The organism is Cupriavidus sp. 01T418, from assembly GCF_056398885.1.
In genome coordinates this window covers 12,916-37,758 of sequence record NZ_JBFTQG010000026.1, presented here as the reverse complement: position 1 = coordinate 37,758, position 24,843 = coordinate 12,916, and the positions used below count along the sequence as shown (strand labels likewise).

The following is a 24,843-nucleotide window of genomic DNA, read 5'->3' as shown; positions in this document are numbered from 1 at the left end:
ATCAAGCCTCCGCTTGGGTGGTGCGTGGCAGCGCGCACAGGTGGTGGCCACTGGTCAGCAGCACATCCACGCCGAGCGGAAAGCGCGCGTGGTTGGCCTGCCATTGCGTCCAGAAACTGGTGGACAAACCTTGCACGGCCAGCATGGCCTGGGTTTCGATGCCGGGTCCGCGCAGCGTCACCACCGGGCCGTCGTCCAGCGATGCCACTTCGACCAACAGCGTGGCGGAACGATCAGGGTAAGCCGGATCGCCCTGGGCGCACGCCGCGAGATCCGGCATGGCATGGCCGGCCGGCACCGCCACGAAGGTGGCCTGCCCTGGCTCGCTCACCAGCGGGCAGCCGCAATGAAAGCGCAGGAAAGCGCGCACACCCTCGGGCGTTTGCGGCGGCAGCCACACGGGCGTATCGCTATCGGCCAGCGTCAGCAGCAGCGCGCTCAGCGCTGGCGACAAGCCCTGCGGCACACCGCACGGCTCAGCCAACTCGCCGATGCTGCCGGGGCGTGACATGGCGTCCAGCGCGGCGCGGAACGTCCGCTGCGCCGACTGCACCGCATCGTCGAAGCCGGGCAGCAGCATCGGCGCGCCAGCGCCATGGCGGCCCGCAGGCGCGTTGTCGTATCCAGCCGCCTGGGCGGCAATCGGTTGGCCTGGCATCTCAGTCCTCTCCACGCACCATGGTAAAAAATTCAACTTTCGTCTGTGCCGCCACCGCGGCCTCGTGCTCGCCGCGCGCCGCGTGCGCCTTGGCCAGCGGTGCAACCACTTCGGCCTGCACGCGCTCATGCCAGTCGGGCAGTTGCAACAGCGCATCGAGCAGGGCAATTTGTTCCGCCTGGCGATGTGTACGTCCCTGCACGTAGCCCACGCCCACCACGCCCGGGTCCAGCGTCACCGCGCAACGCGTGACGCTGACTTCGCCCAGATTGAACTGCGCACCGGTGCCGCCGGCGCGCCCGCGCACCATGGCCATGCCGCTCTCCGGCTTGCGCAGCAGGCGATAGGCCGGCAATGCGCCGAGCCGGAGAGCGGCCTGTTCCAGTGCTTCCGGCGCCGCCAGGGCCAATACGCGCAGCCACGCTGCGCGCGCCGCCTGGGTGGCTTCATCCTGGGCCGCCGCCTCTGGCTGCGTGCCGGTTCCGGTATTGGTTCGATCCATTTCACATCCCCTATACGTCTATACGTTTAGATGTAGAATACCATCCATGGCCGAACTACAACATAGCCAGATGAAGCTTTGATGACGGCTGGCAACGCAGTTTGCATGGCGCACTGCACGGCGAGGTTGAGGCACAATCGCATTTCATTGAAGCATGCCAACGATGAACGCAGGATGACCAAAAGGCAGGACAACATGGTGGAACAGGAAGTCGAACGGGGTTCGGGAGTTGCGGTATGGCGCCAGATCGGCGAAGCCCTGGCGCTCGACATCCGCAACAAGCTCTATGTGCCGGGCGAGCGGCTGCCGCCCGAGCCCGAACTGGCCAGCCGGTTCGCCGTCAACCGCCACACCATCCGCCGCGCCATGGGCGAGCTGGAACAGAACGGGCTGGTGCGCATCGAGCAGGGCCGGGGCACCTTTGTGCAAGAGCACGCGATCGACTACGCGATCGGGCGTCGCACCCGTTTCTCGCAGAACCTGGCCAGCCAGGGCATGCGCGGGCACATCGAGGTGCTCGAATCGCAAACGATGCGCGCGCCCGAGATCGCCAAGCACCTCGGCCTGGCGCGCAGCGCTTCCATCCTGCGCGTGCAGATGCTGGGCAAGGCCGAAGCCCGCACCATCGACGTAGCCGATCATTACTTCGACGCCACCCGCTTTGCCGACATGGCTGACCAGTTGCGCACGCGGATGTCGATCTCCAAGGCGTTCGCCCATTACGGCGTCACCGACTACACGCGCAAATGGTCTCGCATCACCGCGGCCATGCCGTCCGCGCCAGTGGCTCGCCAGCTCAACCAGCCCAAGACCCGGCCGATCCTGCAGGTGGAGGCGCTCAATGTCGACCCGGAGGGCGTGCCGCTGCAGTACAGCATGGTGCGTTTCGCCGGCGACTGGGTGCAACTCACCGTGGCCGACCAGGACTGAAGGCGGCATAGTGCGCGCATTTGCACACGCCGCAGCGCATCCTCACGCTGCTCAACTGGTCGCTCAATTGGTCTAGACATCTGCTTGTCATCCGCCTGCGCTAAGGTCACCAGCATGGATACCCATCACACCCCCCACCCCACCCCCGCCGGCCTGAGCGGCCGGCGCGTCCTGACCGCCAACGGCATCGCGCCGGCCGCCTTCGCCTTCCGCGACGGATGCCTCGCAGGGCCCGGCAAGACGCCGGCGGCCGGCCTCGATGCGGGCGAGCTGCTGGTCCTGCCCGGCATTGTGGACATCCATGGCGACGCCTTCGAGCGCGCGGTGATGCCGCGCCCCGGCGTGAATTTTCCGTACACCAGCGCGCTGTTCGACGTGGACCGCCAATTGCTCGCGCATGGCATCACCACCGAACTGCATGGCGTCACGCTCTCGTGGGAAGGCGGCTTGCGCGGCGAAGCGTACGCGCAGCGCATGTTCGACGGCCTGGAACGCATGCGCGGCACGCTGGGCGCGCAGCACCACGTGCACCTGCGCTTCGAGGCGCACCATCTCGACGGGCTGGAAACGGCCCTGGACTGGATCGAATCCGGCAAGGTGCGCTTCCTGGCGATCAACGACCACCTGCCGCTGATGGCCAGCCGCGTCCACGATACGCGCAAGCTGGCGCAATACGCGGACCGCGCGGAGTGCGAACCCGCCACCTTCCGCCAGCGGCTCGAGCAGGCTGCCGCCCGGGCCGGCGCCGTGCCGGAAAGCGTGGCCCGGCTGATTGCCGCCGCCCGCGCCGCCGGCCTGCAGGTGGCATCGCACGACGACGGCGATGCCGCCACACGCCAGCGCTACCACCAGCAAGGCTGCACGGTGGCGGAGTTCCCGCTCACCGTCGACGTGGCGCGCGCCGCGCGCGCCTTGCGCAACCACACTGTGTTCGGCGCGCCCAACGTCATCCGCGGCGGCAGCCATACCGGCGCCCCGGATGCCACCGAGATGATCGCCGCCGGACTGTGCGACGTGCTCGCCTCCGACTACTACTATCCGGCGCCGCTGCAGGCCGCATTCCGGGTGGCGCAGCTCGGCGTGCTGCCGCTGCCGGCCGCCTGGGACCTGGTCTCGCGCAACCCGGCGCATGCCGCCGGCATGAACGACCGCGGCGCGCTCAGCCCCGGCCTGCGCGCCGACGCCATCATCGTCGACGACAGCGATCCCGCCCTGCCCCAGGTCTGCGCCGCCATCGTCGGCGGCGTATTGCGGCATGCCACCCGCGCTTTCCCGCTGGCGCGCTCCGGCGACGCGCGCCGCGCCGCCTGAGCGCGCTCCCATGACACCAAGCACCGAGCCAATGCCGATGCCCCAGGCCTATCGCTACGCCATCTACCTCAATCCCGCCACGCCATTCCGGACGGTGGGCGCACAGTGGCTTGGCCGCTGCGCCGAAACGGGCACACCGGTGGCCCGCCCGGCACCGGAGGATGCCCGCATTGCCCGCTGGACCGAGGCGCCGGCCTGCTACGGGCTGCATGCCACGCTGAAGGCACCGTTCCGCCTGGCCCACGGCCGGACGCCCGCCGCGCTCGACGCTGCCATGCGCGCCTTCGCCCTGGATCGCCGGCCCTTCGCCGTGCCGCTCGCGCTGCATAACCTGCGTGGCTTCCTGGCGTGGTGCCTGGGCGGCGATGCGTGCGCCAATGGGCGCATGCACGCCTTGGCGGACGCGGCAGTGCGCGATTTCGACGACTTCCGCGCCCCGCCCACCAGCGCGGAACTCGCCCGTCGCAGCCCCGAGCAACTCAGTGCCGAATCCCGGCGCATGCTGGACGCCTGGGGCTACCCCTATGCATTCGAGACCTTCATCTTCCACATCACGCTGACCGGCATGCTGGACGAAGCCGAGCAGGCCGAAGCCATCGCCATGCTGCAAGCCGCCAGCGGCACGCTGCTGCAAACGCCGATGCCGGTACGCGACGTCAGCCTGTTCGTGCAGCCAGCGCCTGACGCCCCCTTCGTCGCGGCGCGCCACTACGGCTTCGACGGCAGCACCACCGACGCCATCGGTGCGGCCATGCTGGAAGCCGCGCCATGAGCACCAGGCCGACGAGCGCCGCCGCGCGGGCCGGCATGGCGCCGCCGCCGGCGCAGGCCGCCAACGGCAGCCACCTGATCTACCTGATGGGGCCGTCAGGCAGCGGCAAGGACTCGCTGCTGCGCGCGATGCGCGACAAGCTCCGGGACGATGAGCGCGTGCGGATCGCACGCCGCACCATCACCCGCACCAGCAGCGCCGACGAAGACAGCGTGGCGATCACGGCCGCCGAGTTCGAGCGCCGCGCCGCCCAGGGCGCGTTCGCGCTGCACTGGCGCAGCCACGGCCTGTGCTACGGCATCGGCATCGAAATCGACGACTGGCTGGCGCAGGGCGTATGCGTGGTAGTCAACGGCTCCCGCGAACACCTCGCCAGCGCCCACGCCCGCTATCCCGCCCTGCACGCAGTACAAATCAGCGTGCGCCTGCAAGTACTGGGAGAACGCCTGCGCCTGCGCGGCCGCGAAGACGAGCAAGCCATCGTCCGCCGCCTGCAGCGCGCCGGCGAACCGTTCGCCGTACCGGCGGGCTGCCGGCTGACGGTGATCGATAACAGCGGCGCGCTGGAGACGGCCGCGCAGGCGTTGATGCGGCTGACGCACGAGGGCGTGCATGGGGCGAAGACTGGCATGCCGGTGGCTGCGCGGTCCTGAGCAGCAGCCCATCGCTCATTCGGCATTTTCATCGCGGACAGCAAGGCGGCCACGTGCAGCAGTCCGGCGTCGGTACCGGTGACTTCCTGCAGAGCCGGTCCGCCGGCTGCCTGGCCCTCTTCCTGTTGGTTCGCGGGTTGTCAGTTCAGGAAACGCGCCGGATACAGCGCGCCACCATCGGAAGGTAGTACTCCAGCGGCGGCGTGGCAAGGCCCACCACCTTGGCGAGATCGTCATAGCGGCGCAGGCGCACCGCGGCGGGTCCATGCGGATGCGAGACGAAGGCTGCGGCCTGCGTGGCATCATAGGGACCGCCCTGCAAGGCCAGGCTGTGCAGCGAGGCTGGCGACAACGTCGCCTGGTAGCCGGGATCGATGGCGCAGAGGTAGCGCTTGGCCGCCACATGCAGGCGCACCGGCTCGGTCACGGCGGGCCCGAACCCGACCGCCAGCAGGTCGGCTCCGACTTCCTGATGCCGCAAATCGGTGGTGCTGTCTTCGGACATCACGAGATGGCCGAGATCGTGCAGCAGGCTGGCCACCACCAGCGATTCGGGATCGCCGGCCTGCTCCGCCAGTTGCGCGCATTGCAGCGCATGCTCGGTCTGGGTGATGGCCTCGCCGCCGTAGAATGCGGTGCCGTGGCCGGAGAACAGGATTTCGATGCGACGCAGGATCGTCATGAGGATTCGGTTGTGGGCTTTTTGGGGCTCTTGGGCTCTTGTGGGCTTGCTTCGGCTCTTTATGCCGGTATCACACCAGCGCTTTGCGGATGCGCGCCGACAGCAGGTCGACGACAGTGACAAAGCCAATGATGATGATGATCACCGCGCAGGTCTCGGCATACTGGAAGCTGCGGATGATCTCCCACAGCACAGTGCCGATGCCGCCCGCGCCGACGATGCCCAGCACCGTGGCCGAGCGCACATTGGATTCGAAGCGGTACAGCGCAAACGAGATCCACAGCGGCAGCACCTGGGGAATCACGCCATAGACGATCTCCTCGATCGCGCTGGCGCCGGTGGCGCGCACGCCCTCGACCGGGCGCGGATCGATCGCCTCCACGGCTTCCGAGAAAAGCTTGGCGAGCACGCCGGTGGTATGCACCCAGAGGGCCAGCACGCCGGCGAAGGGCCCCAGCCCCACCGCCACGATAAACAGCATGGCGAACACCATCTCATTGATGGCGCGGCAGGTATCCATGACACGCCGCATCGGCTGGTAGATCCATGCCGGCACGATGTTCGAGGAACAAGCCAGGCCCAGCGGCACGGCAAACAGGATGGACAGGAAGGTGCCCCAGATCGCGATCTGCACGGTCACCAGCATCTCGTCCAGGTAGATGCGCCAGTCGCGGAAGCTGGGCGGGAAGAAGTCGGCGGCGAATTTCGCCATATTGCCCGAATCCTTCAACAGGTCGAACGGACGCATGTCGGCACCCTGCCACGACATGGCCAGCAAGGCGAGCACCACCGCCCAGACGAGCATGACTGGCAGGCTGCCACGCGGCGGACGGGCGGCACGAGGCGGAGTGGCTGGAGGCATGGCGGTGTTGGCGGAAGGCTGCATGTGAGCGGGAAGCAAAGACAACAACAAGTACAACGGTGAATAGGGCAACGGCAACAGCAGCAATATGGAGGCGATCGGTGCAGCGTCGGCCGCCGGGGGGCGGCCCGCCCCGCTCGCGGGACGGGCCGCACGTTTTCGCGCCGGCGACGCCGCTGGCAGCGGCGCGGATCGCTCCGCTTATTGCGTGCTGGCGGCCATCTTGTCGAGTTCAGCCAGCTTGCTGCTCAGGTCGGCAAGACGTTTTTCCTTGTCGGCGGCGGCAAGCGTGGTGTCCGACTCGATCTTGGCCTTTTCCCGGGCGAGCTCGATCTGGCGGATCGGCACCAGCTGCGCATCGCTGGAAGCACGGAAGCCCTGGTACGTCAGCTTGGCCAGGTTTTCCTTCTCGCGCGCGGCGTCGGCACCCTTGCCGTAGTTGACGAAGAAGGTCTTGACCTTGGCCTTGATGTCGGCCGGCAGGTCCTTGCGGTAGACCAGCGGATCCGCCGGGATCAGCGGCGACTTCCACAGCACGCGTACCTGGTCATAGGCGTTCTTGCCGGTATTGATGCGGTAGCGCTCCATGTTCTCGGTGTTGTTCACCGCCACGTCGACCTGCTTGTTCAGCACCGACAACAGGTTGGTTTCATGGTTGCTCACGCGCACCGTCTTGAAGAAGGTCTTCGGGTCGATCTTGTGGGCGCCCCACAGGTAGTGGCCGGGCACGGCGGTGCCCGACGTCGAGTTCGGATCGCCCGCGCCGTAGCTCAGGCTCTTGCCTTGCTTGAGGACGTCGTCGAGCGTCTTCAGGTTGCTGTCCTTGTTGACGATCAGCAGCGACCAGTAACCGGGATTGCCGTCCTTGTCGATCACCRAGACGAACACCTCGCCATTGGCGCGGTCCACCGCTTCGATGGCCGACTTGTTGCCGAACCAGGCGATCTGCACCTTGTTGAAGCGCATGGCTTCGATGATGCCGGCGTAGTCGGAGGCGAAGAACGGCTTCACCTGCACGCCCAGCTGCTTGCTCAGGTCATCGATCACCGGCTGCCAGGCGGACTTCAGGTTGGACGAAGTTTCCGTCGAGATAAAGCCCATGTTGAGGACCTTGCCTTCCTGGGCGAAAGCGGGCAGCGAAAGCGCGCCGGCGGCGCTCGTGACGATCAGGGAAAGAAGGGTTCTGCGCAGCATAAGGGAACTCCGTGGCTAAGCCTTGTTGGGGGGTGCTTGCGGGAAAACTTGTCGAGAAACCGGGGGAACTCAGGCTGCCGCCAGGCCGCCCGCCATCATTGAGGGAACAGCCATATCCAGGCCCGCGCCCTGCGGCAGCAGTTCGGCGGCTTCGGTACCGTAAAGGTCGCGCAACATGGCCGGCGTGAGCGCCGCGGAGGGGCCGTCATAGACCACCTTGCCGTGCCGCAACGCGACCACGCGCGAGCAATAGCGCATCGCCACGTCCACCTGGTGCAGCGACACCACCACCGCCACCTTGCGCGTGCGGTTGATCTGCGCCAGCAGTTCCATGACACGCCGTGCCGATTCGGGATCCAGCGAAGCGATCGGCTCGTCGGCCAGGATCACGCGCGCGTTCTGCACCAGCGTGCGGGCAATCGCGGCGCGCTGCTGCTGGCCGCCGGACAGGGTCGAGGCCCGCCGAAACGCATAGTCGTCTATACCAACCTGGGCAAGCGCATCGATTCCTGCGTCGATCTCTTCGTTACGGAAGTAGCGAATCAGGCTGCGCCATAGCGGAACGCGCGGCAGCATGCCGGTCAGCACGTTCGTGATCACCGGCAGGCGCCCCACCAGGTTGAATTGCTGGAACACAAACCCGATCTCGGCGCGCGCATCGCGCACATCGCTGGCCAGCCGGCCGCCTTGCTGGATGGTGCGGCCATTGACCAGCACCTTGCCGGCACCAGCCGCATCCGCTGCGATAAAACCCGCCACATGGCGCAGCAACGTCGACTTGCCCGAGCCCGAGGCGCCCAGCAGGGCAACCATCTCACCGGGCGCAATGGCAAGGCCAACGTCATCCAGCGCCTTGTGTCCCGCCTGGAACGACTTGGACAGGCCGCGCACTTCAATCGCATGCGTCATCCCACTCTCCTTGCATAAACAGTGAGCGCATTCTGGGTGTCGCTGATGACAAAACGATGAAGGTGGCGCAGCAATCGCAAATTAGGCTGAAGACGCCTCCCGGCGTGCCGCGGGCGCGAACCTGCCGGACAAGCACGCCCATGCCTGGCCTGGTTGTACGGCAATGTTGCGCCAACCCGACAATATACCGAGACCACCCCCACCTGGACTGCTGCAGGACATGCCAGGCTCGCATGCCAGCGTGATAGCGCGCGTCAAGGCAGTTGCCACCGCATTCATGCCGCCAAACGCTGCTTGTCGGCGTCTGGCTTGATGCTGTGCACCGCATTCCATGCGCTCAATATTTCGATGCGATCACAATATATTTATTTTAGATATCAGACAAATACGATATTTAAGCCATCGTTTTTCCTAATATCAATGTATTGCGTTCAGTCTATATTTCCTAAAAAAGAAAATGTTTCATATCGTCGGGGGCCCGCAAATTCGCTGGCAACAGCTGACGACCCCATCTCCCACGGGCCATGAACAACCAATACTCCATGTTCGGTCAGATGCCTCACAGGCGACACCATGGAGATCGGCAATAGGTATGTACTTCCCCTCCAAAGGCAAGCATTTAATACCTCAACCAAATGCATTGGCCTGCACGCATGCCTGCCGGGATCAATGGGGAGACACACTGCATGACATGGACCATTGATGAACATCTGGCACTGACGGCAACGGAAGCCGTCGCGGCGATCCGGACAAGACGACTGCTGGCGACCGATTATGTTGCGACGCTGCTGGCGCGCGCAGGAGCGCTGTCGAACCTCAATGCCTTCATCACGCTGAACATCGAAGGTGCGCTGACTGCCGCGAAGCGTATTGATGCGCTGCCGCCCGAGGCTAAAGCGCAATTGCCGCTGGCGGGCCTTCCCATCGTGGTCAAGGACAACATCAATACGACCGGTCTGGCGACGTCGGCGGGTACGCCGGCGCTGGAAAATTTCGTGCCGCGCGGGAACGCGCCCTCGGTGCAACGGCTGCTCGATGCCGGCGCAATCGTGCTCGGCAAGACCAATATGCACGAGCTCGGGTTCGGCATCACCAGCACGAATCTCGCGCCGCACGCTGGACCAGTACGCAACCCCTACAATCCCGCGTTGATACCGGGTGGCTCATCGGGCGGCACGGCAGTGGCGATTGCCGCGCGCATCGCGCCGGCCGGACTGGGCACCGACACGGGTGGCTCCACGCGCATTCCAGCGGCATTGACGGGCATCGCCGGCTTTCGCCCGTCGGTTGGCGACGGCGGCGCCGAGCGGCGCTATCACGACCCGAACGCCGTGGTGCCGATCAGCCATACGCGCGATACCGTCGGGCCGATGGCGCGAACTGTTGCCGATATTGCATTGCTGGACGGCGTCGTGACGGGGGATGGTGCGCTGCCCGCGATCGCTTTGAGCGATTTGCGCATTGGCCTGCCCGCGCCACTGTGGGAGGGTCTCGAGCATACGCTCGAAGACGTCGCGCGCGCCGCGCTGGCCAGGCTCGAAGCGACCGGCGTGACGTGCGTGCCGGTCGAGATGGCCAATTTGCTGCCGCTGAATGCTCAGATCGGCTCGGCGGTCTCGATCCATGAAGCGCGCGAAGATCTGCCCGCATGGCTGATCGCCAACGATGCGCCGGTCAAGACGGTCGCGGAAGTCGCCGCCCGCATTGCCAGCCCGGATGTGCGCAATGCATACGACGCGGTGATTGCCGCCCCGTTCGACAGTCAGTATCAGACGGCACTGACAGTATTGCGTCCGCAGCTTCAGCAGCATTACGCACAAACGTTCGCTGCGCACCATCTCGATGCATTGCTGTTCCCCACCACGCGTCTCGCCGCGGTGCCACTTGACGATGTGAACGGCTCTTCAGTGGTCTCTATCAATGGCGCGGCACCGATCGACGAAATGGACGCGTTTCTGCGCAACACCGATCCGGGCAGCAATGCCGGTATTCCGGGCCTGTCGCTGCCTGCCGGGCTGACGAAGGACGGCTTGCCGGTCGGCCTCGAACTGGACGGTCCCCTCGGCAGTGACCGCCGGCTGCTGGCCATCGGCATGGCATTCGAACAGGTGTTCGGCGTGCTGGCCGCACCGGCGCTCGGTCCGAGCGCACACAGGCGTACTGCCCGCATGGCGTTGCTCCTTTCGCCCGCTCCAACATCCGGTCTGCCTCAGTAAGCGGCCGCCCGCATCCGCAAGGAAGGTCAAGCCCCCTGCCGCCGCCGCACGGCCCGCCACGCACTCGCCACCAGCAACGAGCCCAGCCCAAGCGCGACGCCGAGCAGCACGATCGCGCTCATATGATCCCGCACGACCGGAACATTGCCGAAGAGATAGCCGCCGGCCAGCAACGAGATCACCCATACCGCGGCACCGGCGCCGGCGGCCAGCGCGAAGCGCGCCATGGACATGCCGGACACGCCCGCGACAAAGGGCGCAAAGGTACGCACCACGGCGACAAAGGGGGAAAACAGCAAGGTCAGGCCGCCATGGCGCTCGTAGAAATCATGCGTCCTGCTTAACGCGTCGCGATTGATCCAGCGGTAGCCGCCGGTCAACACGCTTGCCCCGATGGCCTTGCCGATGGCGAAGTTCAACAGGTTCCCCGCGATGGCGGCAATCAGCAGCAATGGCAGGAGCACCCAGAGCTTCAATGCCCCCGAGGCGCAGAACGCGCCACAGATGAACAGCAGCGGATCGCCGGGCAGGAAGAACAGCGGCAGCAGGCCAATCTCGCAGAAAATGATGGCGAACAGGATGCCGTAAACCAGAGTCCCGTACTCCGCGATGGCGGGGCCGAGATACTGATCGAAATGCAGCAACAACGGCAAGATTTGCGTTGAATCCATGTGCCCCCCAACTCTCAAGGCTGAGTTTACAGTGTAGCCACGCCGGAGGCGGGCGGGTGGCGTATTTATTCTGCGTCACATCGCCAAGCCAATTCGCCGGCACCTGTCCAGGCCTTTCCCTCGCGCCCACTCCTGCGTAATATCCGCTCAAACAACTCACGGAAATACCATGTCCAATTCCCAAGCCACTGCCAGGATCGGCCCGGCCGATGCCAACTACCTGGTGCACATCCAGGCGGGCGGCCACGCGCTCGCCGGCGACGAATCCGCCGGACTGGGCGGCACGGACCAGGGCCCGCCGCCCTTCGCCTTCGTGCTGTCCGGACTGGTGTCGTGCACGGCCATCACGCTGAAGATGTATATGCAGCGCAAGCAATGGCCGGTGGCGGACGTGGAAGTGACCGCGGCCTTCCAGGGCAAGGACGAGGCGCGCATCATCCGGCGCGAGGTCAAAGTGAGCGGGGCCGGGCTGGGCGAAGCCGAACGCAAGCGGCTCGCGGAAATCTGCGAGCGTACGCCGGTGACGCTGTTCCTGAAGGCTGCATCGCGGATCGAGACGACCTTCCTCTAAGGACGGAAAGGGGCGGCCATACGGGCCGCTCCGTCTTGCCGAACTACCGCACGCAGCCTATTTGACAGCCGCCTCCGCAAGATGCGTGCGCACCATCACCTCGGAATGCAGCGTCCGGTGGACCGGGCATTTGTCGGCAATTTCCAGCAACGCCGCGCGCTGGGCTTCATCCAGCGGACCGCGCATGGTGATCTCCCGCTCGATCCAGTCGATCTTGCCTTCGGTGGCCGAGCATTCCGCGCAATCGGCCGCGTGGATCTTCTCGTGGCGCAGGGTCACGGCCACGTGTTCGAGCGGCAAGCCCTTGCGCTGCGCATACATGCGCATCGTCATGGCCGTGCACGCGCCGAGCGCGGCCAGCAGCAGGTCGTAGGGCGCGGGCCCGCCATTGAGCCCGCCAAAGGAGACCGGCTCGTCGGCAAGCAGGTGATGCGGCCCGGCGGTAATCCGCTGCTGGTACTTGCCGGCGTGGCTTTCCTCCACGCGGACCAGCCCCTCCTCCGCCACGGCGGCCGGGACTTCCCCCGCATTGATGTCGAGGTAGCGCTGGCTCCATGCGGCGATGGTATTGGCCACATAGACGGCATCCTCCTTGCGGGTCAGCAAGTGATCGGCGCGATCGAGGGAAACGAAACTCTTGGGATGCTTGGCGGCGATGAAGATCTGCGTGGCGTTGTCGATGCCAACGGTATCGTCCTGCGGCGCGTGCATGACCAGCAGCGCCTTGCGCAGCCTCGCCACGCCGTCGAGCAATTTCTGTTCGGCCACGTCCTCGATGAATTGACGCTTGATCTTGAACGAACGCCCGGCAAGGCTGACCTCGGCCTCGCCATCCGCTTCGATGCGCGCGGCCTGGTCGCCGAACAGGCCCACCACGTGGCCTGGATCGCTCGGCGCGGCAATGGTGACGACCGCCTTTGCCTCCGGGATGCCGAGCGCGGCGCTGAGCACGGCCGCGCCGCCCAGGCTGTGGCCAATCAGCAAAGCCGGCGCGCGGTGATGCTGCCGGAGATAGTCCGCCGCTGCCAGCAGGTCGGCTACATTGGACGAGAAATTGGTGTTGGCGAAGTCGCCGCCGCTGCCGCCAAGGCCAGTGAAATCGAATCGCAGGACGGCGATGCCGTGTGCGGTCAGCGCCTGCGCGATACGCGTCGCCGCCAGCACGTCCTTGCCGCAAGTGAAGCAATGGGCGAACAAGGCAAAGGTCCGGATCGGGCCAACCGGCAAGTCCAGCCGCGCGGAGAGTTGCTGGCCGTCACTTCCCGGGAACTGCAGGCGCTGTGCTTCCATTGATGTCCTCATGCATGATGCAAGCTGTCTGAGGTTCCCACTCTAGCCAAGTTTGCCGCCGGGTGCCACTGGCGCCGCATGACCCTCGGCGCACAACGCACAACCGCGTCCGCCAGGCCGATGCGGTCCGCCGTCATCCCCAGAGACAGGAACATGTTTCTTCTTCGGCCGCTGGCGGCGTCAGCATCCTGCTGCCCGAGCTTATTACGGGGTGCGATACCCGCCCCGGTTTAAGATACTGGTTTTGCGGCCGGCGCATCCGGCCGGAACTCTACCCTTCCACCTCGCAAACCGACGCAACCGATATATGAAAAAGATTGCACTGCTACTCGCCGCCCTGGCAATGGCCTCCATCGCCCACGCAGCCGCCCCGGCCAGCGCCGTGGAAGCCCTGCCGTCCGGCATGTCCATCCAGCACATCGTCAAGGGCACCGGCGCCACGCCGAAGGCATCGGACACGGTCAAGGTGCACTACCGCGGCACGCTGACCGACGGCACCGAGTTCGATAGCTCGTACAAGCGCGGCCAGCCAATTTCGTTTCCGCTGAACCGCGTGATCCCGTGCTGGACCGAAGGCGTGCAGAAGATGCAGGTCGGCGGCAAGGCCAGGCTGGTATGCCCGGGCCCGACCGCCTATGGCGCGCGCGGCGTGCCGGGCACCATCCCGCCGAATGCCACGCTGACCTTTGAAGTGGAGTTGCTCGGCATCGGCAACTGACGCCGACAGTCCCATCGTCATGGCAAGGCCCCGGCGACGCCGGCGGGGCCTTACGCGGCCCGGCTCGCGGTGCGTGCATTACAAGAGAATCCCGTCACCTCCAAGCGCGATGACGTAGCGACGCCACCCTCGGCATTGCATGCAGGGTGCAGGGCACAAGGCATTACCGGCTGTTGCACCGGACACATTTCCCAATCCCAGGCAAATATACCAATTAATATTAATCTCATCACTCCAAAACAAGACTATTCCCACCGACCAGTACGAGATTAATTCCGCCTGACCAATAAATATTAAACCTGGACGCCGTTTAAACGCTACCGAGCGGAATCCCTGGCCCGGAACTGGACGTCAGCACGTCGCTGGCGATTGAGGAGGCGGTACAGCGCCGCCACCCTGGCACATCGCATTGATCCTCAGACGGGCGTCGTTGATCCCATCGGATTGCAATTGATTCTATGTCTAGCCCCGTCCTTGTTTGACACAATTCGTCTGCTACAGGGGTGCTTCAATCCTTAACCCGATTGAACAGTTTGAACAGTTCGAACAGGAGCAGTGAAACATGGGGATCAAGATCTTTAAAAACCGCTTGTCCGGACAGGTTGTAAAGATGTCCATTCCGGAATACGGCAGTCCAAATCAGGAAATATCGTATGTAGATGCCTCCAACGATCGAAATTCCGGGTACTGTGACTTTGAATATCACGCCACCGAACAATCTGTTGTGATTACATATATTCTGGCGCGCCCGAAAGCGTCGGGGCTAGGTGCCTTGCTGCTTTCCGAGGTCACGAACCATGCGATGCATGGTTTCCCGTCGGTGACCAATGTAGTTGCCGAATATGTGCTTGATGAATCACGCGGATTTTACCTCCAACATGGCTTTCATCCGACACGCGGCAGCATGAAGCTGAACAACGGTTCTGTGCCTCCTCCGGGGGATGAGGTGAATTTTGCTTCGCGCTATTTTCAGGCCAAAGGCGCGGAAGCGGTGATCTACCAGGCCACCAATGGCCGATCGGTGACCCGCCACAACTTCAGTAACCGCATTGAGGCCGGACGAAATGCACCAGACTGGGAAGCGTCACCGATTACGGTCCTTGCACGAGCCAGGCAAAAATCAGCGCATTGGGAGGAGCTAGTCCCATAAGGCTGCAAATCCACTTTCCCAGTAGTGTTTCGCCTGCCGCTGTCGGGGATTCGCACGCAGGTCACCCCAGGTTAGCCGCCGACGCCAAGCTGACCGTCAATGACATTCCTATCACCAGCAAGTCCAACACGATAAAGGAAGCGGCCCAGGGCATCACGCTCGCGTTGCAGGATGCGAAGTTCTTCCATCTGCCTTGCATCGCACGGCGGGCGCCGCCGGCCAGGCAGTGCGCCAGGGACTTCCTGAAGCCTGTCTGAAGCCTTTACTCGTTTCCGCCGCCGGGCACCATGGCGCGACGCTTGCGCGTCACCACAAGTGGAGCCTGCGTGTTGCCGTCGGGCGCCACGCGGGCCGGACGTGGGCCGGCGCCAGGCGGACGCGCGCCGCCACCGCCGGGGGGCCGCGTGCCGGTGTCCAGCTGAATGGTCGAGATGGCTCGCTTGTAAATCGTCTGCATGCCGCCAGGCGTACTCAGCATCACCACGAACGCGTCGAACGACTCGATGGAGCCGACGAGCCGGATGCCGCTGACCAGGTACACCTGCACACGCTTGCGCTCTTTGCGCGTGGTGTTCAGGAAGGAGTTTTGCGGGTTGGTGTCGTCAAGCTGCATGAGAGATTGAAAATGGGGCAGGCGAAGCGCTGCGGGAAAGATGGGCTACTGCGGCGCTGCTGCGCCAGCGGCGCGCCAATGCACGACACCGGTGCGCCGAGGACGATACACACTGGAATGGCACCGCATCAGGGTTGCTTGCAGGGGCCCGTGTCTGCCATTCTAGCGCAAGCAAGGGAAAACCCCATCCGCAAAATGCATGCCAACGCTCGAAGCGATGCATCCACCCCCGCGGCGCGCCTCCCACGCCTCATGCAGGCCATTGCGCCGTTTGTCATGGGACTCGTCGCAGGGAGCCTCACGCTGACATCTGGTAATGGGTATGAGGACCATGGACGCGCCGATACGTTTCGCCATTGACACTGGTGCCGAAGTTCTGGCCGCCGACCGGCTTGAGGTGGAGGGGCGCGCCAATTGCCTTGTGTTGCATGGCGGAGCAGGCACAAGTGAAAGGTCAAGTTGGCTTGTGCTCCGTCAGAAGCTGGCGAGCCATGGGATTGGGACGGTTGCCGTGGATTTCTCCGGGCACGGAGAGAGTTCGGCACGAACACCCAACTCCCTGAGCAAGCGCTACGATGAAGCAAATGCAGCGCTGAAGTACCTTGATGAAGCCGAGCCGCGCGCTGTCATCGGTATCAGCATGAGCGGCGAAATCGCAGTGCGCCTTGCCGCCAACCCTGACAATCGCATCGGGCGACTGGTCACATTGGTCGGCGCCGCCTACGATTCAGCCGCTTTCGAGGTTCCCTTCGGCGCAGCCTTCACCAAGATACTCCGCACGCCGCAAAGCTGGCGGCGCTCGGTTGTCTTCGAACAGATAGCGTCGTTTCCTGGCCGCTTAACGGTGGTTCGCGCAACTGAGGACACCGTCGTTCCAGCCACCATCGGTGCGCTGCTCATTGCGAACGCCAGCCGCGCGGAGCACGCGGAAATTGTAGATCTCCTTAATACAGACCACGCTCTCGGCTTGGCCCTGCGTGCACAGCCGGGGCTAGCCGGCCACCTCGGAAAGGTCATCTCTCGTGCCATCCTTGCCAGACAGCGGGGCAAATGACTACCGTAGCTTGGCGCCACGCGCAGGCCGATGTCGCTTTATCGGATGACGAGACTGAATGGCTAAAGTTGCGGTTGCACCAGTCGTGTGCCCGGCAACCCGCTCGTATCCCTCGCTCCAGTGCGCGCTCCTCGATGCAGCGCCCAGGCTGTGCGCCGCCGTCGCTGCACGCCATATCGGGGTTCACACGACGCGTCCTGAGGACCGCTCCGCAATGATTTGCCGGGCTCAACGATTGAACCAGGCCAGCCTGGAGTCTCTGTAAGCGACCCATGGGGGACTGATAGCTTTGCGACAATCTGCCACGGCCGATCCAGCCCGATCATGGCTAATCGCTGGTACTATTCCTGGCGTATTTCTTGCCCCATTAAGCGACTGTTTCCCTTGCGCACATCTCTTCGCCGGCTATGGCTTGCCGGCTTCCTCGTCGCCGCCTTCCTGACAGTGCAACTGGCAGCGGCGGCGCACGCCTGTATGGGAAGCCGTTACTCGCTTGAGCAGATGGACGGCATGGACAGCATGGACGACATGGCCGGCACGATGGAGTCGTGCCCGGAGATGGCGAAGCCTGCCAGGCAGGACGCGGGAGCGCATGACGGACTTTGCCTGGAGCACTGCCAGCTCGGGTCCAAATCGGTCGACCACGCATCACCGCAGGTTCCGGCTTTTCTGCCTGTCCTGTTGAACATTGTGGCGCCAACGCCGACGCTGGCAGCCGACCACTTCGCGCTGGTGTATGGCGATGCCATTCCACGCGCCCCACCGCGACCGCTCTCCATCCTCCACTGTTGTTATCGAACTTAGCCTCCTGAGCAACGCAATTCGGGTGCTGTCTCGCTAGTCCGGGACAGCTGTCGTTGCTCCTGGAGGCTTTATGCTTTTCCCTCGTCACCTGCTGCGGGTGCGGTTTTTCGCATCCGTGTTTGGCTTGGCCATGCCGTTCATCGCGCATGCCCAGCCGGCACCACCTCTTTCCATCGAAGAAGCCGTTGCGCTGGCCACCACCCGCGCTGGCAACGCGGAGACGTCTCACGGCGCTGTCGAGGCTTCCATCCAAATGGCAGTGGCGGCCGGCCAACTGCCGGACCCCGTGCTCAAGCTCGGGCTCAACAACGTCCCGGTAACCGGCCCTGACCAGTTCTCCCTTGGCCGGGACTTCATGACCCAACGCTCTGTCAGCGTTGTGCAGGAGTTCACACGCTCAGACAAACGCCGGGCGCGCACGGAGCGCTATGAGGCGGAAGCCGCCGCCGCCGAGGCGCAGAGAGCCGTCGGCCTGGCCAATGTTCAGCGCAATGTCGCCACTGCCTGGCTCGACCTCTGGTATGCCCAGCAGACTGAAGTACTCCTTGGCCACCATGGCCATCCCCTCGAACTTGAACTGCAAGCCGCGACAGCCACCTATCGGAGCGGACGTGGCACGCGAGCAGACGTACTCACTGCGGAGATGGAAATCCAGAGGTTGCATGACCGGCTTGACGAAAGCCGCGCGACCGTCGACGCAGCCAAGGTTGATCTTGAGCGCTGGGTCGGTCCAGCGGCAAACCGTTCACTCTCGGCGCGGCCAGGTTTGGCAGTTCCACAGCGGGCCCGGGAATTTGCCCAGGCTGAACTGGATGCGGTGCCGGAGATGGCTGCCTCGCAACGTGAAATCGCTTTGGCAGAAGCCGACATTCGGGCAGCCACTGAAAACAGGAAGCCAGATGTCACCGTCGAGTTGATGTACAGCCAGCGCGGCTCCGGCTTTTCCAATATGGGTTCTCTTAATGTCAGCTTTCCCGTGCCCTGGGACCAGGGCAATCGGCAGGACCGCGAAGTTGCCGCCAAGCTGGCACAGGCGCGGGAGGCGCGGGCCAAGTCCGAGGTCGTCGCACGCAATACCAGGGCCATGGTCGCGGCCAGGCTCGCAGAGTTGGAGCGCAATATCGACCGACTCAAACGCTACGACGCGACAATTCTGCCGCTCGCAAACGCGCGGGCAGACGCCGCACTGACGGCATACCGGGCCAATACCGGGCCCCTGCTCGCTGTTGCCGAGGCAAACCACCGAGCCATCGACACGGCGCTCGAACGGCTGATACTTGAAGCCAAAACGGCAAAGCTGTGGGCCGAATTGTCCTTCCTTGTCCCGCTGCCGACCGCGCAAACCGAGCCTGCCGAGCCTGCCGAGCCTGCCATTAAGGAATCCAAATGAAGAAGCCAGTCATCTCCATCGTGGCAGGCCTGGTAATCGCGGGGGCCGCGCTCTATGGAGCCTATCGCCTTGGCGTAGCGCAAGGCGGCAACGCCGCGCATGCACCGGCGGTGGCCACCGCCAGTTCCGGCGACATCGCCCCCAAAGCCGGCAAGAAGATTCTGTATTGGCACGACCCCATGGTGCCCGGACAGCGCTTTGACAAGCCCGGCAAGTCGCCCTTCATGGACATGCAGTTGGTGCCGGTTTACGCGGACGCCGGCGGCAGCTCGGCCGCGGTCACCATTGACAGCCGCATCACCCAGAACCTTGGCATCCGCACGGTAGAAGTCAAGTCGGGCCGGATGGAATCGGTACTGGAGGTGCCCGGCAACGTCGCCATCAATGAACGCGGCATCGAGGTCATCCAGGCGCGCACTACCGGGTTCGTCGAACATGCCTATGCCAAGACCACGCTGGACCCGGTCAAGCGCGGCCAGGCGTTAGTGGTCATCTATTCGCCTGAATGGGTGGCCGCCCAGGAAGAGTATCTTGCCGTCACGCGGATGAACGCAAGCCTGCCGGGCGACCTGCGTGGCGCGGCCATCGCACGCATGCGGCAAGCCGGCATGACCGAGAGCCAGATTCGGCTGGTCGAAACCACCGGCAAGCTTCAGCCCCGGCTCAGCATCTCCGGTTCCGTCGATGGCGTCATCACCGAAGTCGGCGCCCGTGAGGGCATGACGGTAACGCCAGGCATGACGCTGTTCCGCGTGGCGGACCTCTCGACTGTCTGGGTACTGGCTGAAGTGCCGGAGAGTCAGGCCTCAGCCGCCAGGCCCGGACAACTGGTTACGGCCACAGCCGCGGGCCTCCCCGGGCAAACGCTGACTGGCAAGGTCGACGCCATCCTGCCGGACGTCAACCCCAGCACGCGCACCCTGAGAGTCCGCGTCGAACTGCGGAACAAGAATCGCTTGCTGGTACCGGGCATGTTCGTCAGTGTCCGCTTTGGCGCGCAGGGCGGGGCCGACAAGATTCTGGTGCCGACCGAAGCCCTTATCCGCACCGGCACCCGCACGATTGCCATGGTCGAGGTTGCCAACGGCGGGTTCAGCCCGGTCGAGGTGAAGACTGGCGCGGAGGCGGACGGGCAGACAGAGGTCACGGCGGGCCTGAAGGTCGGCCAGAAGGTTGTGGCTTCGGGCCAGTTCCTGCTTGACTCGGAGGCGAGCCTGCGCGGTACCGCGACGCGCATGGAGAGCGCTTCCACACCGGCTGCGCCGGCAATGGCGGGACCGGAGCACGAAGGCATCGGGCGCATTGAGGCCATGTCCCCGGAAGCGCTGACCCTCTCCCATGGGCCCATCCCGACTATCCATTGGGGTGCCATGACGATGGATTTCAAGGCGCCGCCGAGCGGGTTGCCCAAGGGCCTGAAGGAGGGACAACAAGTTCGCTTCAAGTTCCACATGGACGCCGACGACGAGCCGGTGCTCTCCTCAGTGCAGCCGGCCTCCACCGCCGGGGAGACCAAGCCATGATTGCTCGACTCATCCGCGCCTCCATCCATCAGCGCTTTCTCGTGCTGATGGTGACCGCCATGCTGACCGCATGGGGACTGTGGGCCGTGCGCAGCACGCCGCTAGATGCGCTGCCCGACCTGTCGGACGTCCAGGTCATCATCCGTACGCCATTTCCCGGCCAGGCACCACAGATTGTCGAGAATCAGGTCACCTATCCGCTAACCACCACCATGTTGTCGGTGCCTGGGGCCAAGACCGTGCGGGGCTACTCGTTCTTCGGTGACTCCTTTGTCTACGTGCTGTTCGAGGATGGCACCGACCTCTACTGGGCGCGGTCGCGCGTGCTGGAGTACCTCAACCAGGTGCAAGCCCGCCTGCCAGCTGCTGCCAGGCCGGCGCTGGGCCCGGATGCCACCGGCGTTGGCTGGGTCTACGAGTACGCACTGGTGGACAAGACCGGCAAGCATGACCTGAGTCAGCTGCGCGCGCTGCAGGACTGGTTCCTGCGCTTCGAGCTGAAATCCCTGCCTAACGTCGCCGAAGTCGCCTCCATCGGCGGCATGGTCAAGCAGTTTCAGGTCGTACTGATGCCGGACCGGCTGCGCGCCTATAACCTGTCCCAAGCCAAGGTCCTCGCGGCACTCAAGGGAGCCAACCAGGAAGCCGGTGGTTCGGTGCTGGAACTGGGCGAAGCGGAATACATTGTGCGCGCCTCCGGCTATCTGAAGACGCTTGACGATTTCCGGCAGATACCCCTGGTGACAAGCGAAGCCGGTATCCCGGTGCGGCTGGGAGACGTCGCCTCCGTGCAGCTCGGCCCCGAAATGCGGCGTGGCATCGCCGAACTGGACGGCCAGGGCGAGGTGGCCGGTGGCGTTATCGTGATGCGCTCGGGCAAGAACGCCCTGGAAACCATCGAGGCGGTGAAAGCCAGGCTGGCCACGTTGCAGAAGAGCCTGCCCGCCGGTGTCGAGATTGTCACGACCTACGACCGGTCGGCGCTCATCAACCGTGCGGTGGAGAACCTGACGCACAAGCTCATCGAGGAATTCATCGTCGTCGCGCTGGTCTGCCTGGTGTTCCTCTTCCACTTGCGCTCGGCCCTGGTTGCCATCGTCTCCCTGCCACTCGGCGTCCTTGCGGCATTCCTGGTCATGCGATACCAGGGCGTCAACGCCAACATCATGTCGCTTGGCGGGATTGCCATCGCCATCGGCGCCATGGTTGATGCCGCCGTGGTCATGATCGAGAATGCGCACAAGCATCTGGAGCGATGGCATGAAGAGAATCCCGGAAGAGACCTCAAGGGCCATGAGCACTGGACCGTCATTGGCGAGTCAGCCGCCGAGGTCGGGCCTGCGCTGTTCTTCTCCCTGCTGATAATCACGCTGTCGTTCATTCCCGTGTTCACCCTGGAGGCACAGGAAGGCAGGCTGTTTTCCCCGCTCGCCTTCACCAAGACCTACTCGATGGCGGCAGCGGCAGGACTTTCAGTCACGCTGGTCCCAGTCCTGATGGGCTACATGATTCGCGGCAAGATACCCACGGAGCAATCCAATCCCCTGAGCCGCTGGTTGATTCGCGCCTATCAGCCCGTCCTGGCGAAGGTGCTCGCTTATCCCAAGACGACGGTGGCCATTGCTTTCATACTGCTTGTTGCCACGGCATGGCCGGCGATGCGAATTGGCGGTGAGTTCATGCCGCCGCTTGACGAGGGGGACCTGCTCTACATGCCGTCGGCCCTGCCGGGGCTCTCTGCCGGCAAGGCTGCCCAGCTCCTGCAGCAGACCGACCGTCTCATCAAGACAGTTCCTGAGGTAGCGTCTGTGTTCGGCAAAGCGGGCCGAGCGGATACCGCGACCGACCCGGCACCCATGGAGATGTTCGAGACGACGATTCAGTTCAAGCCGCGCGACCAGTGGAGGCCCGGCATGACGAGCGACAAGCTGGTGGAGGAACTGGACCGGGTGGTGAAAGTGCCGGGTCTGTCCAACATCTGGGTGCCGCCTATCCGCAATCGTATCGACATGCTCGCGACGGGCATCAAGAGCCCGGTCGGCATCAAGGTGGCAGGAACCGACCTACAGGAAATCGACCGCTTGTCGACGCGGATCGAGGAGGCCGTCAAGACGGTCCCGGGTGTCACGTCTGCGCTGGCCGAACGGCTATCCGGCGGACGGTATGTTGACGTGAACATTGACCGCATGGCCGCTGGCCGATATGGACTGAACATCCAGGATGTCCAGAGCATTGTCTCGTCCGCCATCGGTGGCGACAACGTGGGGGAAGTCGTAGACGGCCTGGCACGCTATCCCATCAATGTTCGCTATCCGCGCGACTACCGCGACTCGGTGGAGCAACTGCGCAGCCTTCCCATCGTCACAGACAGAGGTCAGCAGATTGTTCTGTCCGATGTAGCCACCATTCGGGTGGTCCAGGGCCCACCCATGTTACGCAGCGAGAATGCCCGCCTCTCGGGCTGGATATATGTGGACATCCGGGGACGGGACCTGCGCTCGGCGGTACAGGATATGCAAGCTGCGGTGATCAAGGCCGTGCCGATGCCGGCGGGCTACTCACTTAGCTGGTCCGGGCAGTTTGAGTATCTGGAACGCGCGACCGCGAAGCTGAAAGTGGTCGTGCCGTTCACATTGCTTATCATCTTCGTGCTGCTTTACCTGGTGTTTGGCCGTATCGATGAAGCCATTCTCATCATGGGCACGCTGCCGCTGGCGCTCATTGGCGGATTCTGGCTGCTCTATCTCCTGGGCTACAACCTCTCCGTCGCTGGCGTGGTTGGCTTCATCGCCCTGGCCGGGGTAGCTGCCGAATTCGGCGTCATCATGCTTCTGTATCTGAAGCAGGCGTGGGGAGAGCGTGAGCAGAATGGGAGCATCACCACCGACGCGCTGCTGGAGGCCATCCAGGAAGGTGCCGTGCTGCGCGTGCGACCGAAGGCAATGACCGTCGCTGTGATTCTCGCCGGCCTCATTCCCATCATGTGGTCGAGCGGCACCGGCTCAGAGGTGATGCAGCGCATCGCCGCGCCGATGGTAGGCGGCATGGTGACCGCACCGTTGCTCTCCTTGTTTGTCGTGCCGGCAGTCTACTTGCTGATGCGCAGACACCGTACGGACGCACGTGCCGGTTCCCCTCAACCCGCTCTTCAGGAGGAATCATGATGAAACTCGCTTCCACTCGGACGAGCACTTAGCGCGTAGACTGCAATATCATATTGAACCGGCTGAACCGGCAATAGCGCGCCGCGGTGGTCTTCGACCCAATCAGGACTTCCCCGGCAGCGCTGACGGCAGCGACGGCAAATGCCGGCTATCCGTCGACCGTCAGGCAGGAGAAACGATGAGCACCATCGAACTGCAGTCAACCATCACCTGCCCCGTGTGCGGGCACGTGAAAGCAGAGACGATGCCCGCTGATGCCTGTCAGTGGTTCTACGAGTGTGAACATTGCAACACCCTCTTGAGGCCCAAGGCTGGTGACTGCTGCGTTTTCTGTTCGTATGGCACTAACAAATGCCCACCAATACAACAGGAGCCGGGTTCATGCTGCTCCTGCGAATGAACTGTGCCTGGACTTCGCCAAGCGCCTGGATTCGGTTAGCGTGCAAAAAAACTACGGAATTTGGCAATCCTCGCAAAGGAAAGAGCATGAAGATACCTAAAAAGCTGAGACTCAAGTACGCCACAGCCATCTGCCTGGCTGGCCTGGGGAGCTTGACGGCCATGGCAACGCATGCGGCCACCGAAAGCCGGGTGTTGGACTTTGAAACACATGCGGCATTCTTTTCCAATGAGACACACCAGAATCCGCCACTAGATCCACAAGTGTTCGTCGCTGCCAAAGGCGCACCAGCGGCCGTCGGCCCCCAAGGCATCAAGCGCAGCGCTGGCTTGCGCAATGCGTTGATTGCCGACGCACCGGCCTTGCCTGTCATGAGCGCGTCGGGCCAGCCGCTTGAGATGTCACTCGGCGCCTGGCTTGGTGCCAAGGGGCAGGTCATTCTGACGCAGCAGCCTGATGGGCGGGAAAAGGTCACCGTGATTCTTTCTGGCCTGAAGCCCCATGGGCACTTCAGCCTGTTCGAGAATCACTTTGACCAGAAGCCAGTTGGCTTCACGCCGCTCGATGGGAACGGAACGGATAACAACTTTGTGGCTGATGCCGAAGGCAAGGCCGTTGTGTCCACCATTTCGCCAAGCACCATCACACACGACAATGCCGTACTTGTCGTCTACCACTCGGACAGCAAAACGCACGGGAAAGTGCGGGGAGAGATTGGTGTCAACGCGCATCATCAACTGATAGCACGGCCGTAATCGTTTCATGGAGGCCTGCTGGACAGGATGGCTCAGCAGTTCCGCGCTCTG

At 63.9% G+C, this 24,843-nt stretch carries 25 protein-coding genes; 16 read left to right on the top strand and 9 right to left on the bottom strand.

What is annotated here, in order from left to right; all coding sequences use genetic code 11:
* Window position 1: 1 nt before the first annotated feature.
* Window positions 2-580, bottom strand: coding sequence for a phosphonate C-P lyase system protein PhnH (gene phnH, locus AC1DQ3_RS22800; protein WP_477122470.1), 579 nt, complete (start codon window positions 578-580; stop codon window positions 2-4).
* 79 nt (window positions 581-659) lie between these two features.
* Window positions 660-1,160 carry a phosphonate C-P lyase system protein PhnG gene (gene phnG, locus AC1DQ3_RS22795; RefSeq protein WP_477122419.1) on the bottom strand — a complete coding sequence of 167 codons (501 nt, stop codon included), beginning with the start codon at window positions 1,158-1,160 and terminating at the stop codon, window positions 660-662.
* Window positions 1,161-1,355: 195 nt separating this feature from the next.
* On the opposite strand from phnG, the gene phnF reads away from it, so the two are divergent.
* From phnF to phnN, 4 genes are all read left to right on the top strand, one after another.
* Entirely contained in the window at window positions 1,356-2,090 is a 735-nt protein-coding gene (phnF, locus tag AC1DQ3_RS22790) for a phosphonate metabolism transcriptional regulator PhnF (protein WP_477122469.1), read from the top strand.
* Window positions 2,091-2,204: 114 nt separating this feature from the next.
* Window positions 2,205-3,401 carry an alpha-D-ribose 1-methylphosphonate 5-triphosphate diphosphatase gene (locus AC1DQ3_RS22785; RefSeq protein WP_477122418.1) on the top strand — a complete coding sequence of 399 codons (1,197 nt, stop codon included), beginning with the start codon at window positions 2,205-2,207 and terminating at the stop codon, window positions 3,399-3,401.
* Between the two features lie 10 nt (window positions 3,402-3,411).
* Window positions 3,412-4,173 (top strand): DUF1045 domain-containing protein, encoded by a 762-nt coding sequence (locus AC1DQ3_RS22780; protein ID WP_477122417.1) that lies wholly within the window; start codon window positions 3,412-3,414, stop codon window positions 4,171-4,173.
* A 35-nt stretch (window positions 4,174-4,208) separates the two neighbouring features.
* Window positions 4,209-4,826, top strand: a complete 618-nt coding sequence (gene phnN / locus AC1DQ3_RS22775; protein ID WP_477122468.1) for a phosphonate metabolism protein/1,5-bisphosphokinase (PRPP-forming) PhnN — start codon at window positions 4,209-4,211, stop codon at window positions 4,824-4,826.
* Window positions 4,827-4,971: 145 nt separating this feature from the next.
* Here phnN and AC1DQ3_RS22770 read toward each other — a convergent pair whose 3' ends face one another.
* The 4 genes from AC1DQ3_RS22770 to phnC all read right to left on the bottom strand — a co-directional run bounded on the left by AC1DQ3_RS22770 (window position 4,972) and on the right by phnC (window position 8,473).
* Window positions 4,972-5,508 carry a phosphonate degradation HD-domain oxygenase gene (locus AC1DQ3_RS22770; protein ID WP_477122416.1) on the bottom strand — a complete coding sequence of 179 codons (537 nt, stop codon included), beginning with the start codon at window positions 5,506-5,508 and terminating at the stop codon, window positions 4,972-4,974.
* A 70-nt stretch (window positions 5,509-5,578) separates the two neighbouring features.
* Window positions 5,579-6,370, bottom strand: coding sequence for a phosphonate ABC transporter, permease protein PhnE (gene phnE, locus AC1DQ3_RS22765; RefSeq protein WP_477122415.1), 792 nt, complete (start codon window positions 6,368-6,370; stop codon window positions 5,579-5,581).
* Between the two features lie 201 nt (window positions 6,371-6,571).
* On the bottom strand, window positions 6,572-7,564 hold the full coding sequence (gene phnD / locus AC1DQ3_RS22760; protein WP_477122414.1) for a phosphonate ABC transporter substrate-binding protein: 993 nt from the start codon (window positions 7,562-7,564) through the stop codon (window positions 6,572-6,574).
* Between the two features lie 69 nt (window positions 7,565-7,633).
* Window positions 7,634-8,473, bottom strand: a complete 840-nt coding sequence (gene phnC, locus AC1DQ3_RS22755) for a phosphonate ABC transporter ATP-binding protein (protein ID WP_477122413.1) — start codon at window positions 8,471-8,473, stop codon at window positions 7,634-7,636.
* 686 nt (window positions 8,474-9,159) lie between these two features.
* Here phnC and iaaH point away from each other — a divergent pair.
* Window positions 9,160-10,689, top strand: coding sequence for an indoleacetamide hydrolase (gene iaaH, locus AC1DQ3_RS22750; protein WP_477122412.1), 1,530 nt, complete (start codon window positions 9,160-9,162; stop codon window positions 10,687-10,689).
* A gap of 26 nt (window positions 10,690-10,715) precedes the next feature.
* Here the strand turns inward: iaaH and AC1DQ3_RS22745 are convergent, their stop codons facing one another.
* On the bottom strand, window positions 10,716-11,360 hold the full coding sequence (locus tag AC1DQ3_RS22745) for a VTT domain-containing protein (protein ID WP_477122411.1): 645 nt from the start codon (window positions 11,358-11,360) through the stop codon (window positions 10,716-10,718).
* Window positions 11,361-11,529: 169 nt separating this feature from the next.
* On the opposite strand from AC1DQ3_RS22745, the gene AC1DQ3_RS22740 reads away from it, so the two are divergent.
* Window positions 11,530-11,931 (top strand): OsmC family protein, encoded by a 402-nt coding sequence (locus AC1DQ3_RS22740; RefSeq protein WP_477122410.1) that lies wholly within the window; start codon window positions 11,530-11,532, stop codon window positions 11,929-11,931.
* A 57-nt stretch (window positions 11,932-11,988) separates the two neighbouring features.
* Here AC1DQ3_RS22740 and AC1DQ3_RS22735 read toward each other — a convergent pair whose 3' ends face one another.
* Window positions 11,989-13,221 (bottom strand): bifunctional alpha/beta hydrolase/OsmC family protein, encoded by a 1,233-nt coding sequence (locus tag AC1DQ3_RS22735; RefSeq protein WP_477122409.1) that lies wholly within the window; start codon window positions 13,219-13,221, stop codon window positions 11,989-11,991.
* A 307-nt stretch (window positions 13,222-13,528) separates the two neighbouring features.
* Here AC1DQ3_RS22735 and AC1DQ3_RS22730 point away from each other — a divergent pair, with 307 nt between their 5' ends.
* From AC1DQ3_RS22730 to fliD, 3 genes are all read left to right on the top strand, one after another.
* Window positions 13,529-13,939 (top strand): FKBP-type peptidyl-prolyl cis-trans isomerase, encoded by a 411-nt coding sequence (locus tag AC1DQ3_RS22730; protein ID WP_477122408.1) that lies wholly within the window; start codon window positions 13,529-13,531, stop codon window positions 13,937-13,939.
* A 562-nt stretch (window positions 13,940-14,501) separates the two neighbouring features.
* Complete coding sequence (locus AC1DQ3_RS22725; RefSeq protein WP_477122407.1) at window positions 14,502-15,089, top strand: hypothetical protein; 588 nt, start codon at window positions 14,502-14,504, stop codon at window positions 15,087-15,089.
* Window positions 15,068-15,346, top strand: a complete 279-nt coding sequence (gene fliD, locus AC1DQ3_RS22720) for a flagellar filament capping protein FliD (RefSeq protein ID WP_477122406.1) — start codon at window positions 15,068-15,070, stop codon at window positions 15,344-15,346. Before AC1DQ3_RS22725 ends, fliD begins: the two co-directional genes overlap by 22 nt.
* 5 nt (window positions 15,347-15,351) lie before the next feature.
* Here the strand turns inward: fliD and hfq are convergent, their stop codons facing one another.
* The gene (gene hfq, locus AC1DQ3_RS22715) at window positions 15,352-15,702 is read right to left on the bottom strand and encodes an RNA chaperone Hfq (protein WP_477122405.1); all 351 of its coding nucleotides are present in this window, start codon (window positions 15,700-15,702) and stop codon (window positions 15,352-15,354) included.
* Between the two features lie 331 nt (window positions 15,703-16,033).
* On the opposite strand from hfq, the gene AC1DQ3_RS22710 reads away from it, so the two are divergent.
* The 7 genes from AC1DQ3_RS22710 to AC1DQ3_RS22680 all read left to right on the top strand — a co-directional run bounded on the left by AC1DQ3_RS22710 (window position 16,034) and on the right by AC1DQ3_RS22680 (window position 24,792).
* Window positions 16,034-16,756 carry an alpha/beta hydrolase gene (locus tag AC1DQ3_RS22710; RefSeq protein ID WP_477122404.1) on the top strand — a complete coding sequence of 241 codons (723 nt, stop codon included), beginning with the start codon at window positions 16,034-16,036 and terminating at the stop codon, window positions 16,754-16,756.
* 384 nt (window positions 16,757-17,140) lie between these two features.
* Window positions 17,141-17,560, top strand: a complete 420-nt coding sequence (locus AC1DQ3_RS22705; protein WP_477122467.1) for a copper resistance protein — start codon at window positions 17,141-17,143, stop codon at window positions 17,558-17,560.
* 70 nt (window positions 17,561-17,630) lie between these two features.
* Window positions 17,631-18,950: a TolC family protein gene (locus AC1DQ3_RS22700; protein WP_477122403.1), complete on the top strand. Its 1,320-nt coding sequence runs from the start codon at window positions 17,631-17,633 to the stop codon at window positions 18,948-18,950.
* Complete coding sequence (locus AC1DQ3_RS22695) at window positions 18,947-20,473, top strand: efflux RND transporter periplasmic adaptor subunit (RefSeq protein WP_477122402.1); 1,527 nt, start codon at window positions 18,947-18,949, stop codon at window positions 20,471-20,473. The genes AC1DQ3_RS22700 and AC1DQ3_RS22695 overlap by 4 nt, the downstream gene beginning before the upstream one ends.
* Window positions 20,470-23,637, top strand: a complete 3,168-nt coding sequence (locus AC1DQ3_RS22690; RefSeq protein WP_477122466.1) for an efflux RND transporter permease subunit — start codon at window positions 20,470-20,472, stop codon at window positions 23,635-23,637. The genes AC1DQ3_RS22695 and AC1DQ3_RS22690 overlap by 4 nt, the downstream gene beginning before the upstream one ends.
* A 178-nt stretch (window positions 23,638-23,815) precedes the next feature.
* Window positions 23,816-24,037, top strand: a complete 222-nt coding sequence (locus tag AC1DQ3_RS22685; protein WP_477122401.1) for a GDCCVxC domain-containing (seleno)protein — start codon at window positions 23,816-23,818, stop codon at window positions 24,035-24,037.
* An 86-nt stretch (window positions 24,038-24,123) separates the two neighbouring features.
* A complete protein-coding gene (locus tag AC1DQ3_RS22680) occupies window positions 24,124-24,792 on the top strand; it encodes a hypothetical protein (RefSeq protein WP_477122400.1) in 669 nt (222 codons plus the stop codon).
* Window positions 24,793-24,843: the final 51 nt, after the last annotated feature.